General features: G+C 62.4%; 18 protein-coding genes. 16 read left to right on the plus strand and 2 right to left on the minus strand.

Features of this window, described 5'->3' with window-relative positions:
• The first annotated feature begins 3 nt into the window (after positions 1 to 3).
• From OJJ21_RS10515 to OJJ21_RS10560, 10 genes are all read left to right on the plus strand, one after another.
• Positions 4 to 480: an ureidoglycolate lyase gene (locus OJJ21_RS10515; RefSeq protein ID WP_297685923.1), complete on the plus strand. Its 477-nt coding sequence runs from the start codon at positions 4 to 6 to the stop codon at positions 478 to 480.
• 32 nt (positions 481 to 512) lie between these two features.
• Positions 513 to 1,721 carry a diaminopropionate ammonia-lyase gene (locus tag OJJ21_RS10520; protein WP_297685925.1) on the plus strand — a complete coding sequence of 403 codons (1,209 nt, stop codon included), beginning with the start codon at positions 513 to 515 and terminating at the stop codon, positions 1,719 to 1,721.
• A 1-nt stretch (position 1,722) separates the two neighbouring features.
• Entirely contained in the window at positions 1,723 to 2,649 is a 927-nt protein-coding gene (locus OJJ21_RS10525) for an N-carbamoyl-D-amino-acid hydrolase (protein WP_297685927.1), read from the plus strand.
• Positions 2,646 to 2,909, plus strand: a complete 264-nt coding sequence (locus OJJ21_RS10530; protein ID WP_297685929.1) for a hypothetical protein — start codon at positions 2,646 to 2,648, stop codon at positions 2,907 to 2,909. The genes OJJ21_RS10525 and OJJ21_RS10530 overlap by 4 nt, the downstream gene beginning before the upstream one ends.
• On the plus strand, positions 2,909 to 4,357 hold the full coding sequence (locus tag OJJ21_RS10535; RefSeq protein WP_297685931.1) for an amidase: 1,449 nt from the start codon (positions 2,909 to 2,911) through the stop codon (positions 4,355 to 4,357). Before OJJ21_RS10530 ends, OJJ21_RS10535 begins: the two co-directional genes overlap by 1 nt.
• A 148-nt stretch (positions 4,358 to 4,505) precedes the next feature.
• Complete coding sequence (locus OJJ21_RS10540) at positions 4,506 to 6,122, plus strand: ABC transporter substrate-binding protein (protein WP_297685933.1); 1,617 nt, start codon at positions 4,506 to 4,508, stop codon at positions 6,120 to 6,122.
• 77 nt (positions 6,123 to 6,199) lie between these two features.
• Complete coding sequence (locus OJJ21_RS10545; RefSeq protein WP_297685935.1) at positions 6,200 to 7,153, plus strand: ABC transporter permease; 954 nt, start codon at positions 6,200 to 6,202, stop codon at positions 7,151 to 7,153.
• Positions 7,154 to 7,156: 3 nt separating this feature from the next.
• Positions 7,157 to 8,047: an ABC transporter permease gene (locus OJJ21_RS10550; protein ID WP_297685937.1), complete on the plus strand. Its 891-nt coding sequence runs from the start codon at positions 7,157 to 7,159 to the stop codon at positions 8,045 to 8,047.
• Positions 8,044 to 9,099: an oligopeptide/dipeptide ABC transporter ATP-binding protein gene (locus OJJ21_RS10555; RefSeq protein ID WP_297685939.1), complete on the plus strand. Its 1,056-nt coding sequence runs from the start codon at positions 8,044 to 8,046 to the stop codon at positions 9,097 to 9,099. Before OJJ21_RS10550 ends, OJJ21_RS10555 begins: the two co-directional genes overlap by 4 nt.
• Complete coding sequence (locus OJJ21_RS10560) at positions 9,096 to 10,079, plus strand: ABC transporter ATP-binding protein (RefSeq protein WP_297685941.1); 984 nt, start codon at positions 9,096 to 9,098, stop codon at positions 10,077 to 10,079. The genes OJJ21_RS10555 and OJJ21_RS10560 overlap by 4 nt, the downstream gene beginning before the upstream one ends.
• 3 nt (positions 10,080 to 10,082) lie before the next feature.
• Here the strand turns inward: OJJ21_RS10560 and pobA are convergent, their stop codons facing one another.
• Positions 10,083 to 11,264: a 4-hydroxybenzoate 3-monooxygenase gene (gene pobA, locus OJJ21_RS10565; protein WP_297685943.1), complete on the minus strand. Its 1,182-nt coding sequence runs from the start codon at positions 11,262 to 11,264 to the stop codon at positions 10,083 to 10,085.
• A gap of 172 nt (positions 11,265 to 11,436) precedes the next feature.
• On the opposite strand from pobA, the gene OJJ21_RS10570 reads away from it, so the two are divergent.
• A complete protein-coding gene (locus tag OJJ21_RS10570) occupies positions 11,437 to 12,339 on the plus strand; it encodes a helix-turn-helix domain-containing protein (RefSeq protein ID WP_297685945.1) in 903 nt (300 codons plus the stop codon).
• 100 nt (positions 12,340 to 12,439) lie between these two features.
• On the plus strand, positions 12,440 to 13,645 hold the full coding sequence (locus tag OJJ21_RS10575; protein ID WP_297685947.1) for an acyl-CoA dehydrogenase family protein: 1,206 nt from the start codon (positions 12,440 to 12,442) through the stop codon (positions 13,643 to 13,645).
• Between the two features lie 4 nt (positions 13,646 to 13,649).
• Here the strand turns inward: OJJ21_RS10575 and OJJ21_RS10580 are convergent, their stop codons facing one another.
• Positions 13,650 to 14,750 carry a ring-opening amidohydrolase gene (locus OJJ21_RS10580; RefSeq protein ID WP_297685949.1) on the minus strand — a complete coding sequence of 367 codons (1,101 nt, stop codon included), beginning with the start codon at positions 14,748 to 14,750 and terminating at the stop codon, positions 13,650 to 13,652.
• Positions 14,751 to 14,993: 243 nt separating this feature from the next.
• Here OJJ21_RS10580 and OJJ21_RS10585 point away from each other — a divergent pair, with 243 nt between their 5' ends.
• From OJJ21_RS10585 to OJJ21_RS10600, 4 genes are read left to right on the plus strand one after another with little or no spacing between them, the layout of a single operon-like run.
• Positions 14,994 to 15,485: a VOC family protein gene (locus OJJ21_RS10585; RefSeq protein WP_297685951.1), complete on the plus strand. Its 492-nt coding sequence runs from the start codon at positions 14,994 to 14,996 to the stop codon at positions 15,483 to 15,485.
• A gap of 16 nt (positions 15,486 to 15,501) precedes the next feature.
• A complete protein-coding gene (locus OJJ21_RS10590; RefSeq protein WP_297685954.1) occupies positions 15,502 to 16,506 on the plus strand; it encodes an ABC transporter substrate-binding protein in 1,005 nt (334 codons plus the stop codon).
• Positions 16,506 to 17,378: an ABC transporter ATP-binding protein gene (locus OJJ21_RS10595; protein WP_297685956.1), complete on the plus strand. Its 873-nt coding sequence runs from the start codon at positions 16,506 to 16,508 to the stop codon at positions 17,376 to 17,378. Before OJJ21_RS10590 ends, OJJ21_RS10595 begins: the two co-directional genes overlap by 1 nt.
• Positions 17,375 to 18,133 carry an ABC transporter permease gene (locus tag OJJ21_RS10600; RefSeq protein ID WP_297685959.1) on the plus strand — a complete coding sequence of 253 codons (759 nt, stop codon included), beginning with the start codon at positions 17,375 to 17,377 and terminating at the stop codon, positions 18,131 to 18,133. Before OJJ21_RS10595 ends, OJJ21_RS10600 begins: the two co-directional genes overlap by 4 nt.
• Positions 18,134 to 18,135 lie beyond the last annotated feature (2 nt).

The following is an 18,135-nucleotide window of genomic DNA, read 5'->3' on the forward strand; positions in this document are numbered from 1 at the left end:
GGCATGCTCCAGCTTGCCGCCCGTCCGCTGACCGCCGAGGCCTTTGCGCCTTATGGCGAGGTTCTTGCCGCGCCGGCCGATACCGGCCGGCATTACTATGGGCCCTTGATCGAAAATCGCCGTCCGCAGGCAGGGCTGGATTTTTCGCTTTCCACCGTCGCCGCCAGTCATCTGCCGCTGAAGCTGAAGCTGTTCGAGCGCCATGCATTCTCGGCGCAGGTGTTCATGCCGGTCGATGTGGCGCGCTATCTCGTCACAGTCTGCCCTGATAACGGGCAGGGCAGACCCGATGCGGGCAGGGCGATCTCTTTTGTCGCGCCCTCGAATGTCGGTGTGATGTATGCCGCCGGAACCTGGCACCATCCGATGGTCGCGCTGGACAGGCCGGGGCGGTTCAGCATCGTGATGTGGGCCTGCGGCGATGCCGGCGATGAGGAACTGATTCCACTCGACCGCGAGATCGAAGTTCATCCAGCCTGACTTGGCAGGCAAATTGCTAGGTTGATTGCCTGATGTCTGCCACCCTGTTCCGCAATCCCCGGGTCGATCCAGAGGCGCTGTATCCGGCGGCGCTGGCGCAAATCCAGTCGCTGGCCGCCCATGCGCAGGCAAAGACAGAGATTGCCGCCTGGCCCGGTTTCACACCAACGCCATTGCATGATCTGAAGGTGCTGGCGGCCGAACATGGTCTTGGCGCGATCTGGTATAAAGACGAGAGTGGCCGTTTTGGACTGAGCAGTTTCAAGGCACTCGGCGGTGCCTATGCGGTGATGCGGCAATTGCGACGCGCCGTAGCCGCCGAACTCGGGAAGTCCGTGGATGAGGTTATGCCTGCCGATCTGCTGGCCGGGCGTTATCGCGCTATTGCCGCAAAGGTCACGGTCACTTGCGCCACCGATGGCAATCACGGCCGTTCGGTGGCCTGGGGTGCGTCTCTGTTCGGCTGTGCCTGCGTGATCTACGTCCATGCGCTGGTCAGCCCTGGCCGCGCGGCTGCCATTGCCGCCTATGGCGCCCGCGTCGTGCGCACGGCCGGCAACTATGACGACAGCGTGCGGCAGGCCCAGCGGGATGCCGAATCCAACGGCTGGATCGTGATTTCCGACACATCCTATCCCGGCTATCGCGACATTCCGCGCGACGTGATGCAGGGCTATTCGGTGATGGCGGCCGAAGCATTGGCGCAATGCCCGGCGAAGCCGACCCACGTCTTCGTCCAGGGTGGCGTTGGCGGCTTGGCGGCGGCTGTACTCGCCTATCTGTGGGAAAGCCTGGGTCCGGCGCGGCCGCGCATTATCGTGGTCGAGCCGGACAAGGCCGACTGCCTGTATCGCAGCGCCCGTGCCGGCAGACCGGTGGTGGTGGAGGGCACGCTGGACACCATCATGGCGGGCCTGGCCTGCGGCGAAGTCTCGCTGATCGCCTGGGATATCCTCTCGCTGGGCGCCGATGCCTTCATGACGGTAGAGGATCGGGCGGCCGCCGACTTGATGCAGCGACTGGCGCGACCGGTCGGCGATGACGTGGCGATCGTGGCAGGCGAGTCTGCCGTGGCTGGCCTGGCTGGCGCCCTGGCGGCGCGTGCCAATCCCGAACAGGCGGCGGCTCTCGGGCTTGATGCAACATCGCGCGTGCTGGTGTTCGGCAGCGAGGGGGCCACCGATTCGGCGCTGTATGAACAGATCGTCGGCCTGAAGCCGCAGGATGTGGGGAGGGCCTGATATGACACGAGTGATCACCGTAGGCGCCGCTCAGCTCGGTCCGATTGCTCGTAGCGACACGCGCAAGCAGGTGGTCGAGCGGCTGGTTGCGCATCTGCGCGAGGCGCGGCGCATGGGTTGCGACCTGGTGGTGTTTCCGGAGCTGGCGCTGACCACCTTCTTCCCGCGCTGGTTCATGACCGATCAGGCCGAAATCGACAGCTTCTTCGAGCGCGAGATGCCGGGACCGGCGACACGGTCGCTGTTCGATGAAGCCAAACGGCTCGGTCTTGGCTTCTACCTCGGCTACGCGGAGCTCACGCCGGACGGGAGGCATTTCAATACCGCAATCCTGGTCGGCAAGGACGGTGCGATCATCGGAAAGTATCGCAAGGTGCATCTGCCCGGCCATGCTGACCATGAACCCTGGCGCCGCTTCCAGCATCTTGAGAAACGCTACTTCGATATCAGCGATACCGGCTTCAAGGTCTGGCACGGCTTCGGTGGCATCCTCGGCATGGCGATCTGCAACGACCGGCGCTGGCCTGAAACCTATCGCGTGATGGGCCTGCAGGGCGCGGAGATGATCCTGCTCGGCTACAATACGCCGGTGCATAATGCGCCGGCGCCTGAGCATGACGACCTGTCGCTGTTTCACAATCAACTGTCGATGCAGGCCGGCGCCTACCAGAATGGCTGCTGGGTCATCGGTGTGGCCAAAGCCGGCAACGAGGAAGGCGTGCCGATGATCGGCGGCAGCCAGATCATCGCGCCCTCCGGCGTCACGGTTGCGGCGACCCGCGGCGATGGCGATGAGCTGGCGGTGGCCGCCTGCGATCTCGACGCCTGCGCCAGCTATAAGACCACCACTTTCAACTTTGCAGTCCATCGCATGCCGCAGCATTATGGCCTGATCACGTCGCGCAAGGGAGCCGAGCCACCGCCATGAAATCCGCCCGAAAAAAGGCGACTGTCACGCCACTCACGCCGCCGGCCAAGGCTGTTCCGGCCCTGTCGCCGCCGCTGATTGCCGGCATGTTCGGGGAGGCTGGGGTGCTGCTGCGTCCCGGCCGTGCCGATGTTATTGCTGCAACATTGGGCGCTGCGCTGGCTAAATTCCGCGGCCAGGCCCAAAAAATGCCGTTCGAGCGTGAGCCGGGGCTGTTTCCGGTGGTGCAGTCCGCAGCGGCAAAGAAGAGGAAGCAGTGATGAAAAAGCCTGCGAAGAAGATTGCCGCCCGGAAGGCGGCTGCGCCGGATATCGCCTTGCTGGGACTTGCGGAGGCTGCCCGCGCCGTGGCGCAGGGGAAAGTGACGTCGCAGGCGCTAACCGAGGCCTGCCTGGCGCGGATCGCCGCATGGCAGCCGCGCGTGAATGCCTTCCTCAAGCTGGAAGCCGATGCAGCACTGAAGGCAGCCAAGGCGGTGGATCGTGCGCGCAAGCGCGGCGCCAGCCTGGGCCGCCTCGGTGGTGTGCCGCTGGCGCATAAGGATATGTATTACCGGGCCGGCAAGGAAACCAGCTGCGGTTCGGCGATTCGCCGGCACTGGAAGGCCACCGAAACTGCCACGGCGCTGCAGCGGCTGGATGCCGAGGGCGCACTCGATCTCGGCCGGCTTAACATGGCCGAATTCGCCTTTGGTCCGACCGGACATAACTATCACTACGGCCATGCGCGCAATCCGTGGAATACCGACCGTATCACCGGCGGTTCGTCCAGTGGTTCGGCTGCGGCCGTGGCGGCCCGCATGGTTTTCGGCGCGCTGGGCTCCGATACCGGCGGCTCGATTCGCCAGCCGGCGCATTACTGCGGCCTGGTCGGCATGAAGCCGACCTGGGGGCGGGTCAGCCGTGCGGCCGCCATGCCGCTCAGCTACTCGCTCGATACCGTCGGTCCGCTGACGCGTCGGGTGGAAGACAGCGCCCTGCTGATGGAAATCCTGGCCGGTGCCGATCCGCGCGACCCCACGGCCAGCACCCAGCCCGTGGGGAACTATGTGGCGGCGGCAAAATCCGGTGCGGTGCGCGGCCTGAAGCTGGCCGTCCCGCGCCGTTATTTCTGGGACAAGCTGAACAAGCCGAGCGCGGAATGTCTGGAAGCGGCGCTCAAGGCCCTGTCGAAGCTCGGCGTGAAGATCGTTGAAATGACACCACCGGATATGGAGATGGTGACGGCAGCGTCCATGGTCATGATCTCTGCCGAAGCAGCGGCCTTGCATGCATCCTGGCTGCGCACGCGGCCCAATCTCTATGGCGATCAGGTTCGGGCCCGGCTGGAAAACGGTCTTGCCGTCAGCGCGCTGGACTATATCGATTCGCAGCGCTGGCGCAGCGAGGCAACGGCGGCTTTCCTCAAAGCGATGAATGGCGCCGACGCGGTTTTCGCGCCGGTCGCGGATCGTCCGGCACCCACCGTCGAGGAGACCGATGTGGCCGGCCGGCCGGAGGCGGGCAAGACCATCGCGGCCCTGACACGCCTGACGCGACCGATCAATTACCTTGGTTTGCCGGCGATGACGGTGCCAGCCGGTTTTGTGCGTGGTCGGCTGCCGATCGGTTTCCAGCTGATCGGACGGCCTTTCGATGAGGCGATGCTGTATCGCATCGCCGGTGCCTATGAGGCTGTGCAGCCAACCTATCAGACCCTCCCTGTTTGATTGATCGGTCCTGCCCAATTCTGAGGCAACACTAGCCTCGGGTTGGGCAGGCCGCCGCGCCACTTTCATTTGTGTGCATGGAATCAGCCGGTTGCCAAATGGCACGGACCTTGCGTCTTCACCCGCAATACCAACCCGGGGTGAACACATGGCTCTCAAAAAGACTTCTCCGTTTCTGCTGTCGCTGCTGGCTGCTGCTGCCCTGACAGGGCTGACAACCGTGTCGGCGCAGGCGCAGGGCGTGCTGCGTATCGGCATGACGGCTTCCGATATTCCGCTCACCACCGGTCAGACCGACCAGGGCGGCGAAGGCATGCGTTTCATGGGCTACACGGTCTATGACGGCCTGATCAACTGGGATCTCAGCAAGTTCGACAAGCCGTCGGTGCTGACGCCGGGTCTGGCGACCAGCTGGGGTGTTGATGCCACGGACAAGACCAAGTGGACCTTCACCCTGCGCGAGGGCGTGAAGTTCCATGATGGCAGCGAGTTCACAGCGGATGCCGTGGTGTGGAACCTCGACAAGCTGCTGAAGAAGGATGTGCCGCAATTCGATCCGCGCCAGTCGGCCCAGGGCCTGTCGCGCATTCCTGCCGTCGCCAGCTACAAGGTGACCGGCAAGTATTCGGTCGAGGTGATCACCAAGACCCCGGATGCCACGCTGCCCTACCAGATCGCCTGGGTGATGATGTCGTCGCCGGCGCAGTGGGAAAAACTCGGCAAAAGCTGGGATGAATTCGCCAAGACGCCCTCGGGCACTGGCCCCTGGAAGCTGACGGCCTTCGTGCCGCGCGAGCGGGCCGAACTGTCCCCCAATGCCGCTTACTGGGACAAGGCGCGGGTGCCGAAGCTCGACAAGATCGTGCTGCTGCCGCTGCCCGAGCCGAATGCCCGCGTGGCCGCTCTGCGGTCCGGTCAGGTCGACTGGATCGAAGCGCCGGCGCCCGATGCGGTGGCCTCGCTGAAGCAGGCCGGTCTGACCATTGTCACCAATGCCTATCCGCATAACTGGACCTGGCATCTGTCGCGCGCCGAAGGTTCGCCGTGGAATGATATCCGCGTGCGCAAGGCGGCCAATCTGGCGATCGATCGCATGGGGCTGAAGGAATTGCTCGGCGGCCTGATGATCCCGGCGGAGGGCTTCATGCCACCCGGCAACCAGTGGTTCGGCAATCCGACTTTCAAGGTGAAGTACGATCTGGCCGAAGCCAAGAAGCTGATGAAGGAGGCTGGTTACGGTCCCGACAAGCCGTTGAAGACCAAGGCGCTGATCTCGCCTTCGGGTTCGGGTCAGATGCTGCCGCTGCCGATGAATGAATTCGTTCAGCAGAGCCTGGCTGAAATCGGCATCCAGATCGACTTCGAAGTGGTGGAGTGGAACCAGCTGATCAACATCTGGCGTGCCGGTGCGAAAAGCGAAAGCGCCCGCGGCGGTACCTCGATCAACTTCACCTATTTCGTCCAGGATCCGTTCACTGGCCTGATCCGTCATCTGCAGTGCAATCTCGTGGCGCCCAACGGCACCAACTGGGGCCACTACTGCGACCCGGAGATGGACAAGCTGTTCAACGATGTTCGCAACACCTTCGATGCCAAGGAGCAGGACAAGGTGCTGCAGAAGATTCACGAGAAGTACGTCAACGAAGCGCTGTTCCTGATGGTGACTCATGACGTCAACGCCCGGGCGATGAGCCCGAAGGTCAAGGGTTTTGTGCAGGCGCAGAACTGGTTCCAGGACTTCTCGCCGATCACGATGGCGAAATAACCCTGCCTGATCGCCGGCTCCGGTGAAACGGGGCCGGCGGTTACAGTATTCCGTATCCCCATGACGGACCGCCGCCCATGTTGATCTACACTCTCAAGCGGCTGCTCTATGTTCTGCCGGTTGCCTTCGGCGTCAGCGTCGTCTGCTTCCTGCTGGTCCATATCACGCCCGGCGATCCACTCACCGCAGTGATGCCGATCGATGCCAGTGCCGAACAGCAGGCGGCCATGCGGGCCGCCTATGGTTTCGATAAGCCGCTGCCGGTGCAGTACGTGATCTGGCTCGGCAAGGTGATGATCGGCGACCTCGGCACCTCGATCGCCAGCGGCCGTTCCGTGCTGACCGAGGTTTCCCGTGCCGTCAGCAATACTTTGATCCTGTCGGCAGTGGCGACCGCCATCGGTTTCTTCTTCGGCTGCCTGTTCGGCTTTGTCGCCGGCTATTACCGCGGCTCGGCCGTGGATCGCATCGCCTCGGCGCTGTCGGTGCTGGGGGTCAGCGTGCCGCATTACTGGCTTGGCATGGTACTGGTGATCGTCTTCTCCGTGCAGCTCAACTGGCTGCCGGCGACCGGGGCCGGGCCGGGCGGTTCGGCGGACTGGACCTGGAACTGGGAACATATCCGCCACCTGATCTTGCCGGCCATCACCATGTCGGTGATTCCGATGGGTGTGATCGCCCGCACCATCCGCGCCCTGGTGGCCGAAATCCTGTCGCAGGAATTTGTCCAGGCGCTGGCCGCCAAGGGCATGACCGATCGTGGCATTTTCCGCCATGTGGTGAAAAATACCGCACCCACTGCGCTGGCGGTGATGGGGCTTCAGCTGGGCTATCTGCTCGGCGGCTCGATCCTGATCGAGACGGTGTTTTCCTGGCCGGGCACCGGCTTCCTGCTCAATGCGGCGATTTTCCAGCGCGACCTGCCGCTGCTGCAGGGCACCATTCTGGTGCTGGCGATGTTTTTCGTGTTGCTCAACCTGCTGGTCGATGTGCTGCAAACAGCGCTTGACCCGCGTATCCAGAGGGCTTGAGCGATGGCCGTTGGCGCTTTGGACGGCAAGATCGCAATCGCCCCGATTCAAGTCTCCGAGGGCTACTGGCGCGGCGTGGTACGTCGGATCAGCCGCGATCCCGTCGCAATGATTGCCCTGGTGATCATCGTCGCGCTGGTGCTGATGGCGATCTTCGCACCCTATCTGGCGCCGGCCGATCCAGTGCGCGGCTCGATGCTGCGCCGTCTGCGTCCGGTCGGCACGCCCGGTTATCCGCTCGGCGCCGATGAACTTGGCCGCGATATGCTCTCACGCCTGATCTTCGGTGCGCGGCTGTCGCTGTTCATGGGCGTCACGCCGGTTCTGGCCGCTTTCGTGATCGGTTCCGGCCTGGGCATTTGCGCCGGCTATATCGGCGGCAAGCTGAATACCATGATCATGCGCACCATCGACATTTTCTATGCCTTCCCCTCTGTGCTGCTGGCCGTCGCCCTGTCGGGGGCGCTGGGCGCCGGCCTGACCAATGCGTTGGTGTCGCTGACCATCGTGTTCATCCCGCCGATCACCCGTGTCGCCGAAAGCGTGACCACCCAGGTGCGTAACCGCGATTATGTCGAGGCCGCACGGGCCAGCGGTGCCGGCGGCTTCACCATCGTGCGCGTGCATGTGCTGGGCAATGTGCTCAGCCCGATCTTCGTCTATGCCACCAGCCTGATTTCGGTGTCGATGATCCTGGCGTCCGGCCTCAGCTTCCTCGGTCTTGGCGTGCGCCCGCCGGAACCGGAATGGGGCCTGATGCTCAACACCCTGCGCACCGCGATCTATGTCAATCCGCTGGTGGCCGCGCTGCCTGGCGTGATGATCTTCATCACCTCGATCTCCTTCAACCTGTTCTCCGACGGCCTGCGCACGGCCATGGATGTGCGGCAATGAGCACGGCATCCGATATCACTGTGGATGCCCGTGATCGTGGTGGTCCGCGTCAGCCGCTGCTCACGGTCAAAGGGCTGATCAAGCATTTCCCGGTCGGCAAGGGCCTGCTCGGGCGCAGTAAAACCGTGGTTCGCGCCGTCGATGGCGTCGACTTCGATCTGCTGAAAGGCGAAACACTCGGCATCGTCGGCGAATCCGGTTGCGGAAAATCCACCACCGCTCGCCTGCTGATGCACCTGATCCAGCCTGACCAGGGCCAGATCGTCTTCGATGGCGAGAGCGTCGGGCATGATGTTTCGCTGTCGGAATACCGCCGTCAGGTGCAGATGGTGTTCCAGGACAGCTATGCATCCTTGAATCCACGTCTCACCATCGAGGATTCGATTGCCTTCGCACCGCGGGTACATGGCGTGCCGCGCCGTGAGGCACTTGCGCGCGCGCATGACCTGTTGGCCCGGGTAGGCCTGGAGCCGCACCGTTTTGCCGGCCGGTATCCGCATGAACTGTCCGGCGGCCAGCGCCAGCGTATCAACATCGCCCGTGCACTTGCCCTGGAGCCGCGCCTGGTGATCCTCGACGAGGCCGTATCGGCACTGGATAAATCAGTCGAAGCGCAGGTTCTCAACCTGCTACTCGATCTGAAGGAAGAATTCGGGCTCACCTATATCTTCATCTCGCATGACCTCAACGTGGTCCGGTTCATGGCCGACCGCGTCATGGTGATGTATCTCGGCAAGGTGGTCGAGATCGGTGCTGCCGATGCGATTTTCGAGCGGCCGGCGCATCCCTACAGTGCGGCCCTGCTGGCCTCGATGCCGGCAATGGACCCCGACGACCGCACACTGGAAGCGCCGCTCTATGGCGATCCGCCCAATCCGATCAACCCGCCGTCTGGCTGTCGTTTCCACACCCGCTGCAACTTTGTCAGCGATGTCTGCAGCAGGGTGGCGCCGGAACTGGCTGAAGTGGCCAGCGGCCAGCGGGTCTCCTGCCTGATGCGCCAGCCCGGTTCGGGCCATTCATCTGCACCCCCGGCGGAGGCGGCAGAATGACTGATATTCCGATGATCGATATCCGCGACCTCAACGTCACGTTCACCGGCGGCCGCAAGCCCGTGCATGCCGTGAATGGTGTGACGTTATCGGTTCAGCGTGGCGAAGTGTTGGCTTTACTGGGCGAGTCTGGTTCCGGAAAAAGCGTCACCCTGCGGTCGCTGCTGAACATGCATCCGAAGAACCGCACCAAGCTGAGTGGCAGTGTGGTTGCCGCGGGTCAGGATATCCTCAAACTGTCCGGGCGTGGGCTGGCCGATTATCGTGGCAAGATGGCTTCGATGATTTTCCAGGAACCGCTGCTGGCGCTTGACCCGGTCTATACCGTCGGTGCCCAGATCACGGAAGCCATTCGCCGCCATGAGCCTGTGTCCAGTGCCGAGGCCCATGCCCGCGCCCTGGCCCTGTTGCAGAAGGTGAAGATTCCCTCACCCGAGCGTCGCCTGCAGGCGTTTCCGCATGAAATGTCGGGCGGCATGCGCCAGCGCGCCATGATCGCCCTGGCGCTGGCCTGCAATCCGCAGATCCTGCTGGCCGATGAGCCGACCACGGCACTGGATGCCACGGTCCAGATTCAGATTCTGCTGCTGCTACGCGAATTGCAGCGCGAACTCGGCCTGTCGGTGATCTTGGTGACGCATGACATCGGCGTTGCGGTAGAAGTCGCTGATCGCGTGGCGGTGATGTATGCCGGACGCATTGTCGAGACTGGCAGCGTACGCGACATCATCCGCAATCCGCGGCATCCCTATACGCAAGGCCTGCTGGCATCGCGCGCCCATGACGCCATGTCAGGCGCGCGGCTGGATGCCATCCCGGGCGCACCGCCTGATCTGGCTGCCTTGCCGCCGGGCTGTTCCTTTGCGCCGCGCTGCAAGCATGCCGCTGCCGCCTGCCTGGTGGCGCCGCCAGAAGTGGTGGAGATCGGGCCGGGCCATGCGGCCCGTTGCGTTCGGCTGACCGAGGCAGTCGCCGCCTAGGTCTTACTGATCCTCAAACGGCAGGCCGACATAATTCTCGGCCAGTGATGTCTTGGCAGCGCGCGAGCTGACCACGTAATCCAGTTCGGCCAGCTGTACTTCGTTCTCGAAGGCGTTGCGCTCGTCGAACTTGTGCAGCAGCGATGTCATCCACCAGGAGAAACGCTGCGCCTTCCATATCCGACGCATGCAGAGATCGGAATAGCCGCCCAGCAGATCGCCGCTGTTCTTTTTGTAGAAGGTTTCCAGCGCACGGCATAGATAGCGGACATCGGCCACAGCCAGGTTCATGCCCTTGGCACCGGTTGGTGGCACGATATGGGCGGCGTCGCCGGCCAGGAACAGGCGGCCATGACGCATCGGGCCGCAGACGAAACTGCGCATCGGCGTCACGCTCTTCTGGATAATCGGGCCTTCGGCGAGGTTCAGTTTGTCTTCGCCTTTCAGTCGCAGATGCAGTTCTTCCCAGATGCGTTCGTCCGGCCAGTTGGCGATGTCCTCATCCGGCAGGCATTGTAGATAAAGCCGCGTGATCTCGGGCGAGCGCATGCTGAACAGGGCGAAGCCGCGGGCATGATTGTTATAGATCAGCTCATCCTGCACCGGCTTGGAACGCGCCAGGATGCCGAGCCAGCCGAAAGGATAGACCCGCTCGTAAACCTTCTGGATCGATGCCGGAATCGCCGGTCGGCAAATGCCGTGGAAACCGTCGCAGCCGGCAATGAAATCGCAGTCCAGCCGATGGTCCTTGCCGGCCTTGTCCCGCCAGGTAATCCAGGGCTTGTCGCTTTCGATGCCGTGTACTGCCACATCGGCAGCCTCGAACTCGATTTTGCCGCCATCGGCCAGACGCTGGGCGATGATGTCTTTCACCACTTCATGCTGGCCATAGACCATCACGGCTTTGCCGGTCAGGTCGACGAAATCGATATGGTGATTGCGGCCGCGGAAGCGCAGCGTGGTGCCGTGATGCAGCAGGCCTTCCCTGTTCATGCGGGCGCCAAGGCCGGTGTCGTTCAGCACATCGACAGTACCCTGTTCCAGCACGCCGGCGCGGATGCGGCCCTCGACATAGGGGCGGTCGCGGGCTTCCAGGATCACGGAGTCGATGCCGACCAGATGCAGCAGATGCGACAGCAGCAGCCCGGCCGGGCCGGCGCCGATGATACCGACTTGGGTACGCATGATTTCCTCTCCCAGACTGACGGCCGGCATTCCACCGCCCGAAGGGAAGATGACGTGGACCTGCGATCAGGGAAATGGACGCAGCGGCCTTTGTCTTGTACTTTTAAGCCAGAAAGTAGTGGCGGGGCGATGTCGCCAAGACAATGGGCGTGATGTCGATAGAATCAATCAAATGACTGATAATATTCCAAAATTCTTTCTTTATGGCGAAGCCGACAAGGATGCCGGGCTGCATTTTCTGCATGTCGAAACCATTCCGGCGCGCAGCATCTTGCACGATTGGTACATAGCGCCGCATCGGCATTCCAACCTGTTCCAGCTGCTGCTTGCTGTCGGCGGCGGCGGTGAATTGCGGGCCGACAGCCTGGCGCAGGATTTCCGCGCGCCCGCGCTGGTGACCGTGCCGCCCGGCGTAGTGCATGGCTATCGTTTCCGGCCTGGCACCGAAGGCTGGGTCGTGACGCTGTCTGACAGCTTTGCCAGTGAAATTCTCGGACCCCGCGATGCCGAGATCGGGCCGGCGATGGCCGAGGCGATGCTGCTGTCGCTGGATGGCAACGAGGCCATGGCGGCCAGCCTGCACAGGCAGTTTGCCGCCATTGCCGAGGAATTCCGCACCTCGGGCCTCGGCAGTCTGGCTGCGATTGCCGCACATACCCGCCTGATCTTTGTAGCCCAGGCGCGGTTGCGGCAGGCAGATCGTCAAGCCGCTCTGGCGCGTGATGCCGATGCCGTTTTGTTTGCTCGTTTCCGCGGCCTGGTCGAAACCCATTACCGCGATCACCGCCCGGTCAGCGCCTACGCCCAGGCGCTGGCAATCACGGAAAAGCGGCTGACTGCGGCCTGCCGTCGTGTCGCCGAGAAGGCGCCGCTGGATGTGATCCATGCCCGCCTGCTGATCGAGGCCAAGCGCAACCTGCTCTATACCTCGATGACCATCGCTGAGGCCGGCTATGCGCTGGGCTTCCGCGATCCGGCCTATTTCACACGATTCTTCACCCGCCGCGCCGGCATGGCGCCGAAACAGTTCAAGGCTGCCGCCGGTCACGAAACCGTTCAAAACAGCGGCACTTGACGCCCTATCTTGACTTGACGCAGCGTCATGCCATGCCGGCGGTCTTGCACGGCGGCAGGCCTGTTATACTCTGACGGAAATAAAAATCGGGAGTGAAACCATGGATCTGAATTTTACCGCTGACGAACTGAAGTTCCGTGACGATGTGCGCGCCTTCATCGCCGAGAAATTCGATGCCGAGATGCGTGCGGCCATGGCGCGCACCCGCACCGGCTATATCGCCAAGCATCTGCATATCCGCTGGCAGAAGGCACTGAACGAGCGCGGCTGGGTAGCGCCGAACTGGCCGGTGGAACACGGCGGTCCGGGCTGGACACCGACCCAGCGTTATATCTACGAACAGGAAATGAGCTCGGCCGGTGCGCCGATCGTGGTGCCGTTCGGTCCGCGGATGCTGGCGCCGGTGATCATGAAATTCGGCACCGAGGCGCAGAAGAAGAAATACTTGCCCGATATCCTCGCTGCCAATGTCTGGTGGTGCCAGGGTTATTCTGAGCCGGGCTCGGGCTCGGATCTTGCCAGCCTGCAGATGAAGGCCGAGGACAAGGGCGACCATTTCCTCTGCAACGGCAGCAAGATCTGGACTTCGGAAGCCCAGTATGCCGACATGATTTTCTGCCTGGTGCGTACCGCGCAGACCAAGAAGCCGCAGGAAGGCATTTCCTTCCTGTTAATCGACATGAAGTCGCCGGGAATCACCGTCACGCCGATTGTCACCATCGATGAATCCTCGCCCGGCATGCAGGAAGTCAACCAGGTTTTCTTCGACGACGTGCAGGTGCCGAAGGAGAATCTGGTCGGCGAACTGAACCAGGGCTGGACCTGCGCGAAATACCTGCTGGAATTTGAGCGCGGCAATGCCTATTCCGGTCATCTCAAGCGCCACTTGTCGCATCTGAAGAAGATTGCCAGGACCGAGCGGAAGGGCGGCCAGCCGTTGGCTGCCGATCCGGATTTCGCCGCCAAGCTGGCCGATGCCGAGATGAGCATCATGGCCATGGAGATGCTGGAACTGCGCGTGCTGGGTGGTACCAAGAGCGGCCAGAATCTCGGTGCGGCCTCGTCGATGCTGAAGACCCGTGGCACCGAGCTGCAGCAGCTGGTCAGCGAGCTCTCGGCCGAGGCGATCGGCTATTATGCCGCGCCCTATACGGCGCTGGTGGAAGGACAGAACGAACCCGGCATTGGGCCGGATTACGCCGATGGCGTTGCTGCGCGCTATCTGAACATGCGCAAGGTGACGATCTATGCCGGATCGAACGAGATTCAGCGCAACATCATGTCGAAGCTGATCCTCGGCCTGTAATCCGTCAGACCCTGGCGATGACGGCGATCAATCCACCGCCATCGGGGCCCTGATGCTCGGCGCCGCCGGATACGAAAATCCGGCCGTCGCCGGTCACGCCGGCGACCATGCCGCCCACCGCGCCGCGGATATGGCGCTGAGCGTTGATGTCGGTGTCGTCCAGCATGGTGTGGCGGTTGCCGCGGATGATGCCGCGTCGATCCGGTTCGCATTTCACCAGTACGCCACGGATACGCAGGGCATCATTCTCTGAAACCTGCGGATCGGCGACGATATTGAGATCGTCGAGCGCGGCGACGACGGCGCGGATGTCCAGCGCATCGCGCATCGGCCGGTGCGCGATGGCGAGGTTGCCGCTCCAGTCTGTCGCATTGCCCAGCACAATCACTTCGTTGCAATCCACTTCGACACCCGACGAGATGCTGGCGCGGTCGGAGGCGATGCCGTAATCGGCGAACATCGCGGATTCCGTGATCCGTGCCGGGCGGGCATCGCCCAGCGCCAGCGCCACGCCAAAGGCACCGGCGACACGGGCGTAAGCCATCGAGCGGTTCGAATCCGCGGTCAGCACGGCGGCGCCGCGTGCAGCTGCCTCCTGCGCGCGTGCGGCCGTCACGCAGGGCGCTTTCACCTGTACGAAATGCACATCAGCCATATCTGTAATACCGGCATCGGCAATCGCGGCCTGCACGGTATCCGCCACCATTTCAATATGGCTGCGGCGACCGACATTTTCGGGCGCCATCGGTTTGCTGAAGGCAACGCCGATCGCCAGACGCTTGTCGCCAGTCGGTGCGACAGAGGCGGGGCTGCGCGAGAAGACCAGATAATGCGGAGACAGTACCCCTTCGGTGCCGCCTGACAGGATGCAGGGAATCGTCTTGACGACCGCCTCGCGCGATTTGCCGGTGCGTTCGGCCAGCAGGGTGGAGAAGGTCAGCGTGAAGTAGCCACGGGTGAAATCGTTCACGCCACCATTGCCTTCGGTCTTGCCGATGATGGCCACAACATCGGTAGGTGCGAGTTCGCCACGATCAAAGAGGTCGGCAAGGGCGGAAAGATCGCCGGGATGGCGCATGGACAGGCGATGGACGGCGGCTTGCATGAATGCTCCGGAAAACAATGATGTCCGTGTAGCAAGATGTATTCCGCTGCTGGTTACCCGGCATTGCGGATTTCGATACCAGCATTAGCCCAAATATTAGGCGTGGGTGCTACTGTCTTGGGCGCCCTGCAACCGGCAGTCCCTTTGCTTTCACGGTAAAGCTGCAGCCACAGCGAGTCTCGGTTGATTCCCGAACCAGGCGGGCGCTTCTGCGGCTGGCACATTGTATGCACAGCAGCAGACATGGCAGGCGTCATTACCGGACTGTTTCATGTCGCTATTAAAACCGCGGATCTGGCCAAGACCCGCTGGTTTTACTGCGACCTGCTCGGGCTGGCCGAAGTGGCGCGGCCCGATTTCGGCTATCCCGGCGCCTGGATCGCCGTGCCGACGCCGGTGGGCGAGGCAATCATCCATATCTATGCCGGCGGTCCCGCGCTTGGTCCGGAAGGCAAGGCGCCGAGCGGCAGCGGCGCCATCGATCATATTTCGCTGACTGCAGTCGGCTACCACGATTTCATCGCGCGTTTCCGCCAGCAGGGCATCGACTGGCGTGAATTCCTGGTGCCCAACACCACCTACTGGCAGCTCTTCGTCTACGACCCCAGCGGCGTGCAGCTCGAACTCACCTTCGATGGTCGTGCCGAACAGGGCGAACCGCCCGATATGTCGCCCGGGCGTTGCTATGTCGCCGGCACCAGCTTTTTCCAGCCATCGCAATACGCTTTTGCCTGATCCAAAGGAGAGACCAATGACTATTCGTTTCTTTCGTACCACCATGCTGGCGGGCGCCGCTCTGTTCGCTCTCGCCGCCGGCGCCCAGGCTGCCGACAAGGTGAAAGTCGGTGTCTTCCCGGTTTCCTCGGCGCTGCCGTATTTCGTTGCGGTCGAGCGCGGATACTTCAAGGAACAGGGTATCGACGCCGAGATGGTGAAGCTGATGGGCGCGCCGCCGATCGTGCAGGGCATGCTGACCGGTGATCTGGACGCCGGCGCCAATCTGGTCACCGTCGACGGCATGAATGCCAATACCAAGAAGGAGGGGTTGGTCTATTACATGTCCCTCTACGGCCAGAACAAGTTCGCCAAGATGGAGCAGTTCGTCGCCAAGACAGGGCTGAATGCCGCGACGGTCAAGGACATCAAGGCCGCCAGTGCCGCGCCGAAGAAGATCATGTCGGCCCCCGGTGCCGGCAATATGGCGATGGCGCGCGCCGTGCTGGGCGCGGTCGGCATGAAGGAAGGCGCCGATTACACGCTGACCGAACTGGCGATGAACCTGCATACCGATGCGATGAAAGCCGGCACTTTCGATTTCGGCTATACGCTGGAGCCGAATGCTACCGTGATGAACAGCATGGGCGCGGCCAGGACAGTGGAAGCCGGCGTGGTGTCGAAATACATCATCGGCCGCGAAGAGGCTTATGCCTATATGGCGGGCGGCGCCATCACCGGCAAGTTCATGAAGGAGCGGCCGGAGGTGGCCAAACGCTTCTCGGTCGCCTGGCGCAAGGCGCTCAAGGATATCGAGCAGGATCCGACCACGCGTGAACTGCTGAAGGGCAATACCTTCACACCGCCGGAACTGGCGATGACCATTCCGCTGCCGCGCATGCTGATGATCGATCAACTGTCGGTGCAGGACAAGAAGGATTTCCAGAAGGTGATCGACTTCACCATCCAGAGCGGTGTCATCAAGGAGCCGGTCGATACCGGCAAGTATCTGGTGGTGCTCGACAAGAAAGCTTCCAGCTGATGCTGTCTCGTACGCGGGCGGCGATCCGGCTGATCAAGGGCGGGCCGGTGCAGGATGATCCTGTGCCGGCTGCCCTTGCGCAGCCGGGCGAGAAGTCCTATCGCTGGTTTCCGCCGGGCACGCATATCACTGTGCGCGGTCTGTCCAAGCAGTTCCAGGGCAGCGTGCTGTACGAGGATTTCGATCTCGACCTGCCGCGCGGCAAGGTGGTCTCGGTCTTCGGTCCCAATGGCTGCGGCAAGAGTACGATCATCAACATGATCGCCGGCCTGCTGCCGATGGACAAAGGCGAAGTGCTGTTCGATGGCAAGACCATCGACGAAACCCGTATCGGCTATGTGTTCCAGAATTACCGCGAGGCGCTGTTCCCCTGGCTGCGTGCCATCGACAACATCCATTATCCGCTCAAGCTGATGGGCCTGAGCCGCAAGGCGCGCAACGAGCGGGTGGAAAAACTGCTCGGCCGTTTCCAGGTCAAGATCGATTTCAACCGCTACCCCTACGAGCTTTCCGGCGGCCAGCAGCAGACCGTGTCGATCATGCGCTCTCTGGTGATGGAGCCCGAGGTGCTGTTCCTCGACGAGCCCTTCTCGGCGCTGGATTATGAAATGACATTGTTCATGCGCGACCAGATGCAGAAGGTGTTCATGGAAACGCACACCACCATGGTGATCGTCAGCCATGATCTGGAAGAGGCGGTCTATCTGGCCGACCATGTGCTGCTGCTGACACGCCGGCCGACCCGGATCGCCGATTTCATCGAGGTGCCGCTGCCGCGCCCGCGTTCGGCCGATACCCTGTCCGATCCGACATTCGTCGAGATCAAAAGCCGGTGCCTGGAAATCTTCCGCCGCGAGGCCAGGCTGTCATGAGCAAGCTTCTCACCCGGCTCAATCCCGTTATCGGCGTCATCCTGCTGATCCTGGTCTGGTGGATTGCCACCTTGCTGCAGATCGCCGATCCGGTGCTGCTGCCGCCGCCGCAAAAGGCCTTCAAGGCCTTGGTCGACGGCCTGGTCAGTGGCCCGCTGCTGCATGATTTTGCCCAGACCATCTATCGCACGGTGTTGTCTTTCCTGATCGCCTCGGCCATCGCCATTCCGCTCGGCGTCATGCTCGGCGCTGCCGACAAGGTTTATCGCTCGGTCGAATTCGTCATCGACTTCTTCCGCTCCACGCCGGCTTCGGCGGTGTTTCCACTGTTCCTGGTGCTGTTCGGCGTCGGCGACAAGACCAAGATCGCGGTGGCGGCCTTCGGCTCGGTCCTGGTGATCCTGTTCAACGTGGCTTATGGCGTGATGAATGCCCGCAAGACCCGTGTGCTGGCCGCCAAGGTGATGGGCGCCAACCGGCTGCAGGTGCTGAAGGATGTCTATTTCTGGGAATCCCTGCCGCAGACCTTCATCGGTATGCGCAATGGCATTTCGCTGGCGCTGGTGATCATCGTGGTGGCCGAGATGTTCATCGGCTCTTCCGATGGCATCGGCTACCGCCTGATCGAGGCGCAGATGCTGTTCGAGATGCCGACCATGTATGCTGCGATCTTTGCCGCCGGCGCGCTGGGTTACGGCATGAACTGGATTTTCCTCACCATCGAGAAAACCTTTGTGCACTGGGGCGGGAAATAATC

It is taken from the genome of Ferrovibrio sp. (genome assembly GCF_025869515.1).
Lineage (GTDB): Bacteria > Pseudomonadota > Alphaproteobacteria > Ferrovibrionales > Ferrovibrionaceae > Ferrovibrio.

Excerpts from the sequence above, each read along its gene's own strand:
- OJJ21_RS10515 (WP_297685923.1), top strand. The coding sequence starts at position 4 with ATGCTCCAGCTTGCCGCCCGTCCGCTGACCGCCGAGGCCTTTGCGCCT.
- OJJ21_RS10520 (WP_297685925.1), top strand. The coding sequence starts at position 513 with ATGTCTGCCACCCTGTTCCGCAATCCCCGGGTCGATCCAGAGGCGCTG.
- OJJ21_RS10525 (WP_297685927.1), top strand. The coding sequence starts at position 1,723 with ATGACACGAGTGATCACCGTAGGCGCCGCTCAGCTCGGTCCGATTGCT.
- OJJ21_RS10530 (WP_297685929.1), top strand. The coding sequence starts at position 2,646 with ATGAAATCCGCCCGAAAAAAGGCGACTGTCACGCCACTCACGCCGCCG.
- OJJ21_RS10535 (WP_297685931.1), top strand. The coding sequence starts at position 2,909 with ATGAAAAAGCCTGCGAAGAAGATTGCCGCCCGGAAGGCGGCTGCGCCG.
- OJJ21_RS10540 (WP_297685933.1), top strand. The coding sequence starts at position 4,506 with ATGGCTCTCAAAAAGACTTCTCCGTTTCTGCTGTCGCTGCTGGCTGCT.
- OJJ21_RS10545 (WP_297685935.1), top strand. The coding sequence starts at position 6,200 with ATGTTGATCTACACTCTCAAGCGGCTGCTCTATGTTCTGCCGGTTGCC.
- OJJ21_RS10550 (WP_297685937.1), top strand. The coding sequence starts at position 7,157 with ATGGCCGTTGGCGCTTTGGACGGCAAGATCGCAATCGCCCCGATTCAA.
- OJJ21_RS10555 (WP_297685939.1), top strand. The coding sequence starts at position 8,044 with ATGAGCACGGCATCCGATATCACTGTGGATGCCCGTGATCGTGGTGGT.
- OJJ21_RS10560 (WP_297685941.1), top strand. The coding sequence starts at position 9,096 with ATGACTGATATTCCGATGATCGATATCCGCGACCTCAACGTCACGTTC.
- pobA (WP_297685943.1), bottom strand. The coding sequence starts at position 11,264 with ATGCGTACCCAAGTCGGTATCATCGGCGCCGGCCCGGCCGGGCTGCTG.
- OJJ21_RS10570 (WP_297685945.1), top strand. The coding sequence starts at position 11,437 with ATGACTGATAATATTCCAAAATTCTTTCTTTATGGCGAAGCCGACAAG.
- OJJ21_RS10575 (WP_297685947.1), top strand. The coding sequence starts at position 12,440 with ATGGATCTGAATTTTACCGCTGACGAACTGAAGTTCCGTGACGATGTG.
- OJJ21_RS10580 (WP_297685949.1), bottom strand. The coding sequence starts at position 14,750 with ATGCAAGCCGCCGTCCATCGCCTGTCCATGCGCCATCCCGGCGATCTT.
- OJJ21_RS10585 (WP_297685951.1), top strand. The coding sequence starts at position 14,994 with ATGGCAGGCGTCATTACCGGACTGTTTCATGTCGCTATTAAAACCGCG.
- OJJ21_RS10590 (WP_297685954.1), top strand. The coding sequence starts at position 15,502 with ATGACTATTCGTTTCTTTCGTACCACCATGCTGGCGGGCGCCGCTCTG.
- OJJ21_RS10595 (WP_297685956.1), top strand. The coding sequence starts at position 16,506 with ATGCTGTCTCGTACGCGGGCGGCGATCCGGCTGATCAAGGGCGGGCCG.
- OJJ21_RS10600 (WP_297685959.1), top strand. The coding sequence starts at position 17,375 with ATGAGCAAGCTTCTCACCCGGCTCAATCCCGTTATCGGCGTCATCCTG.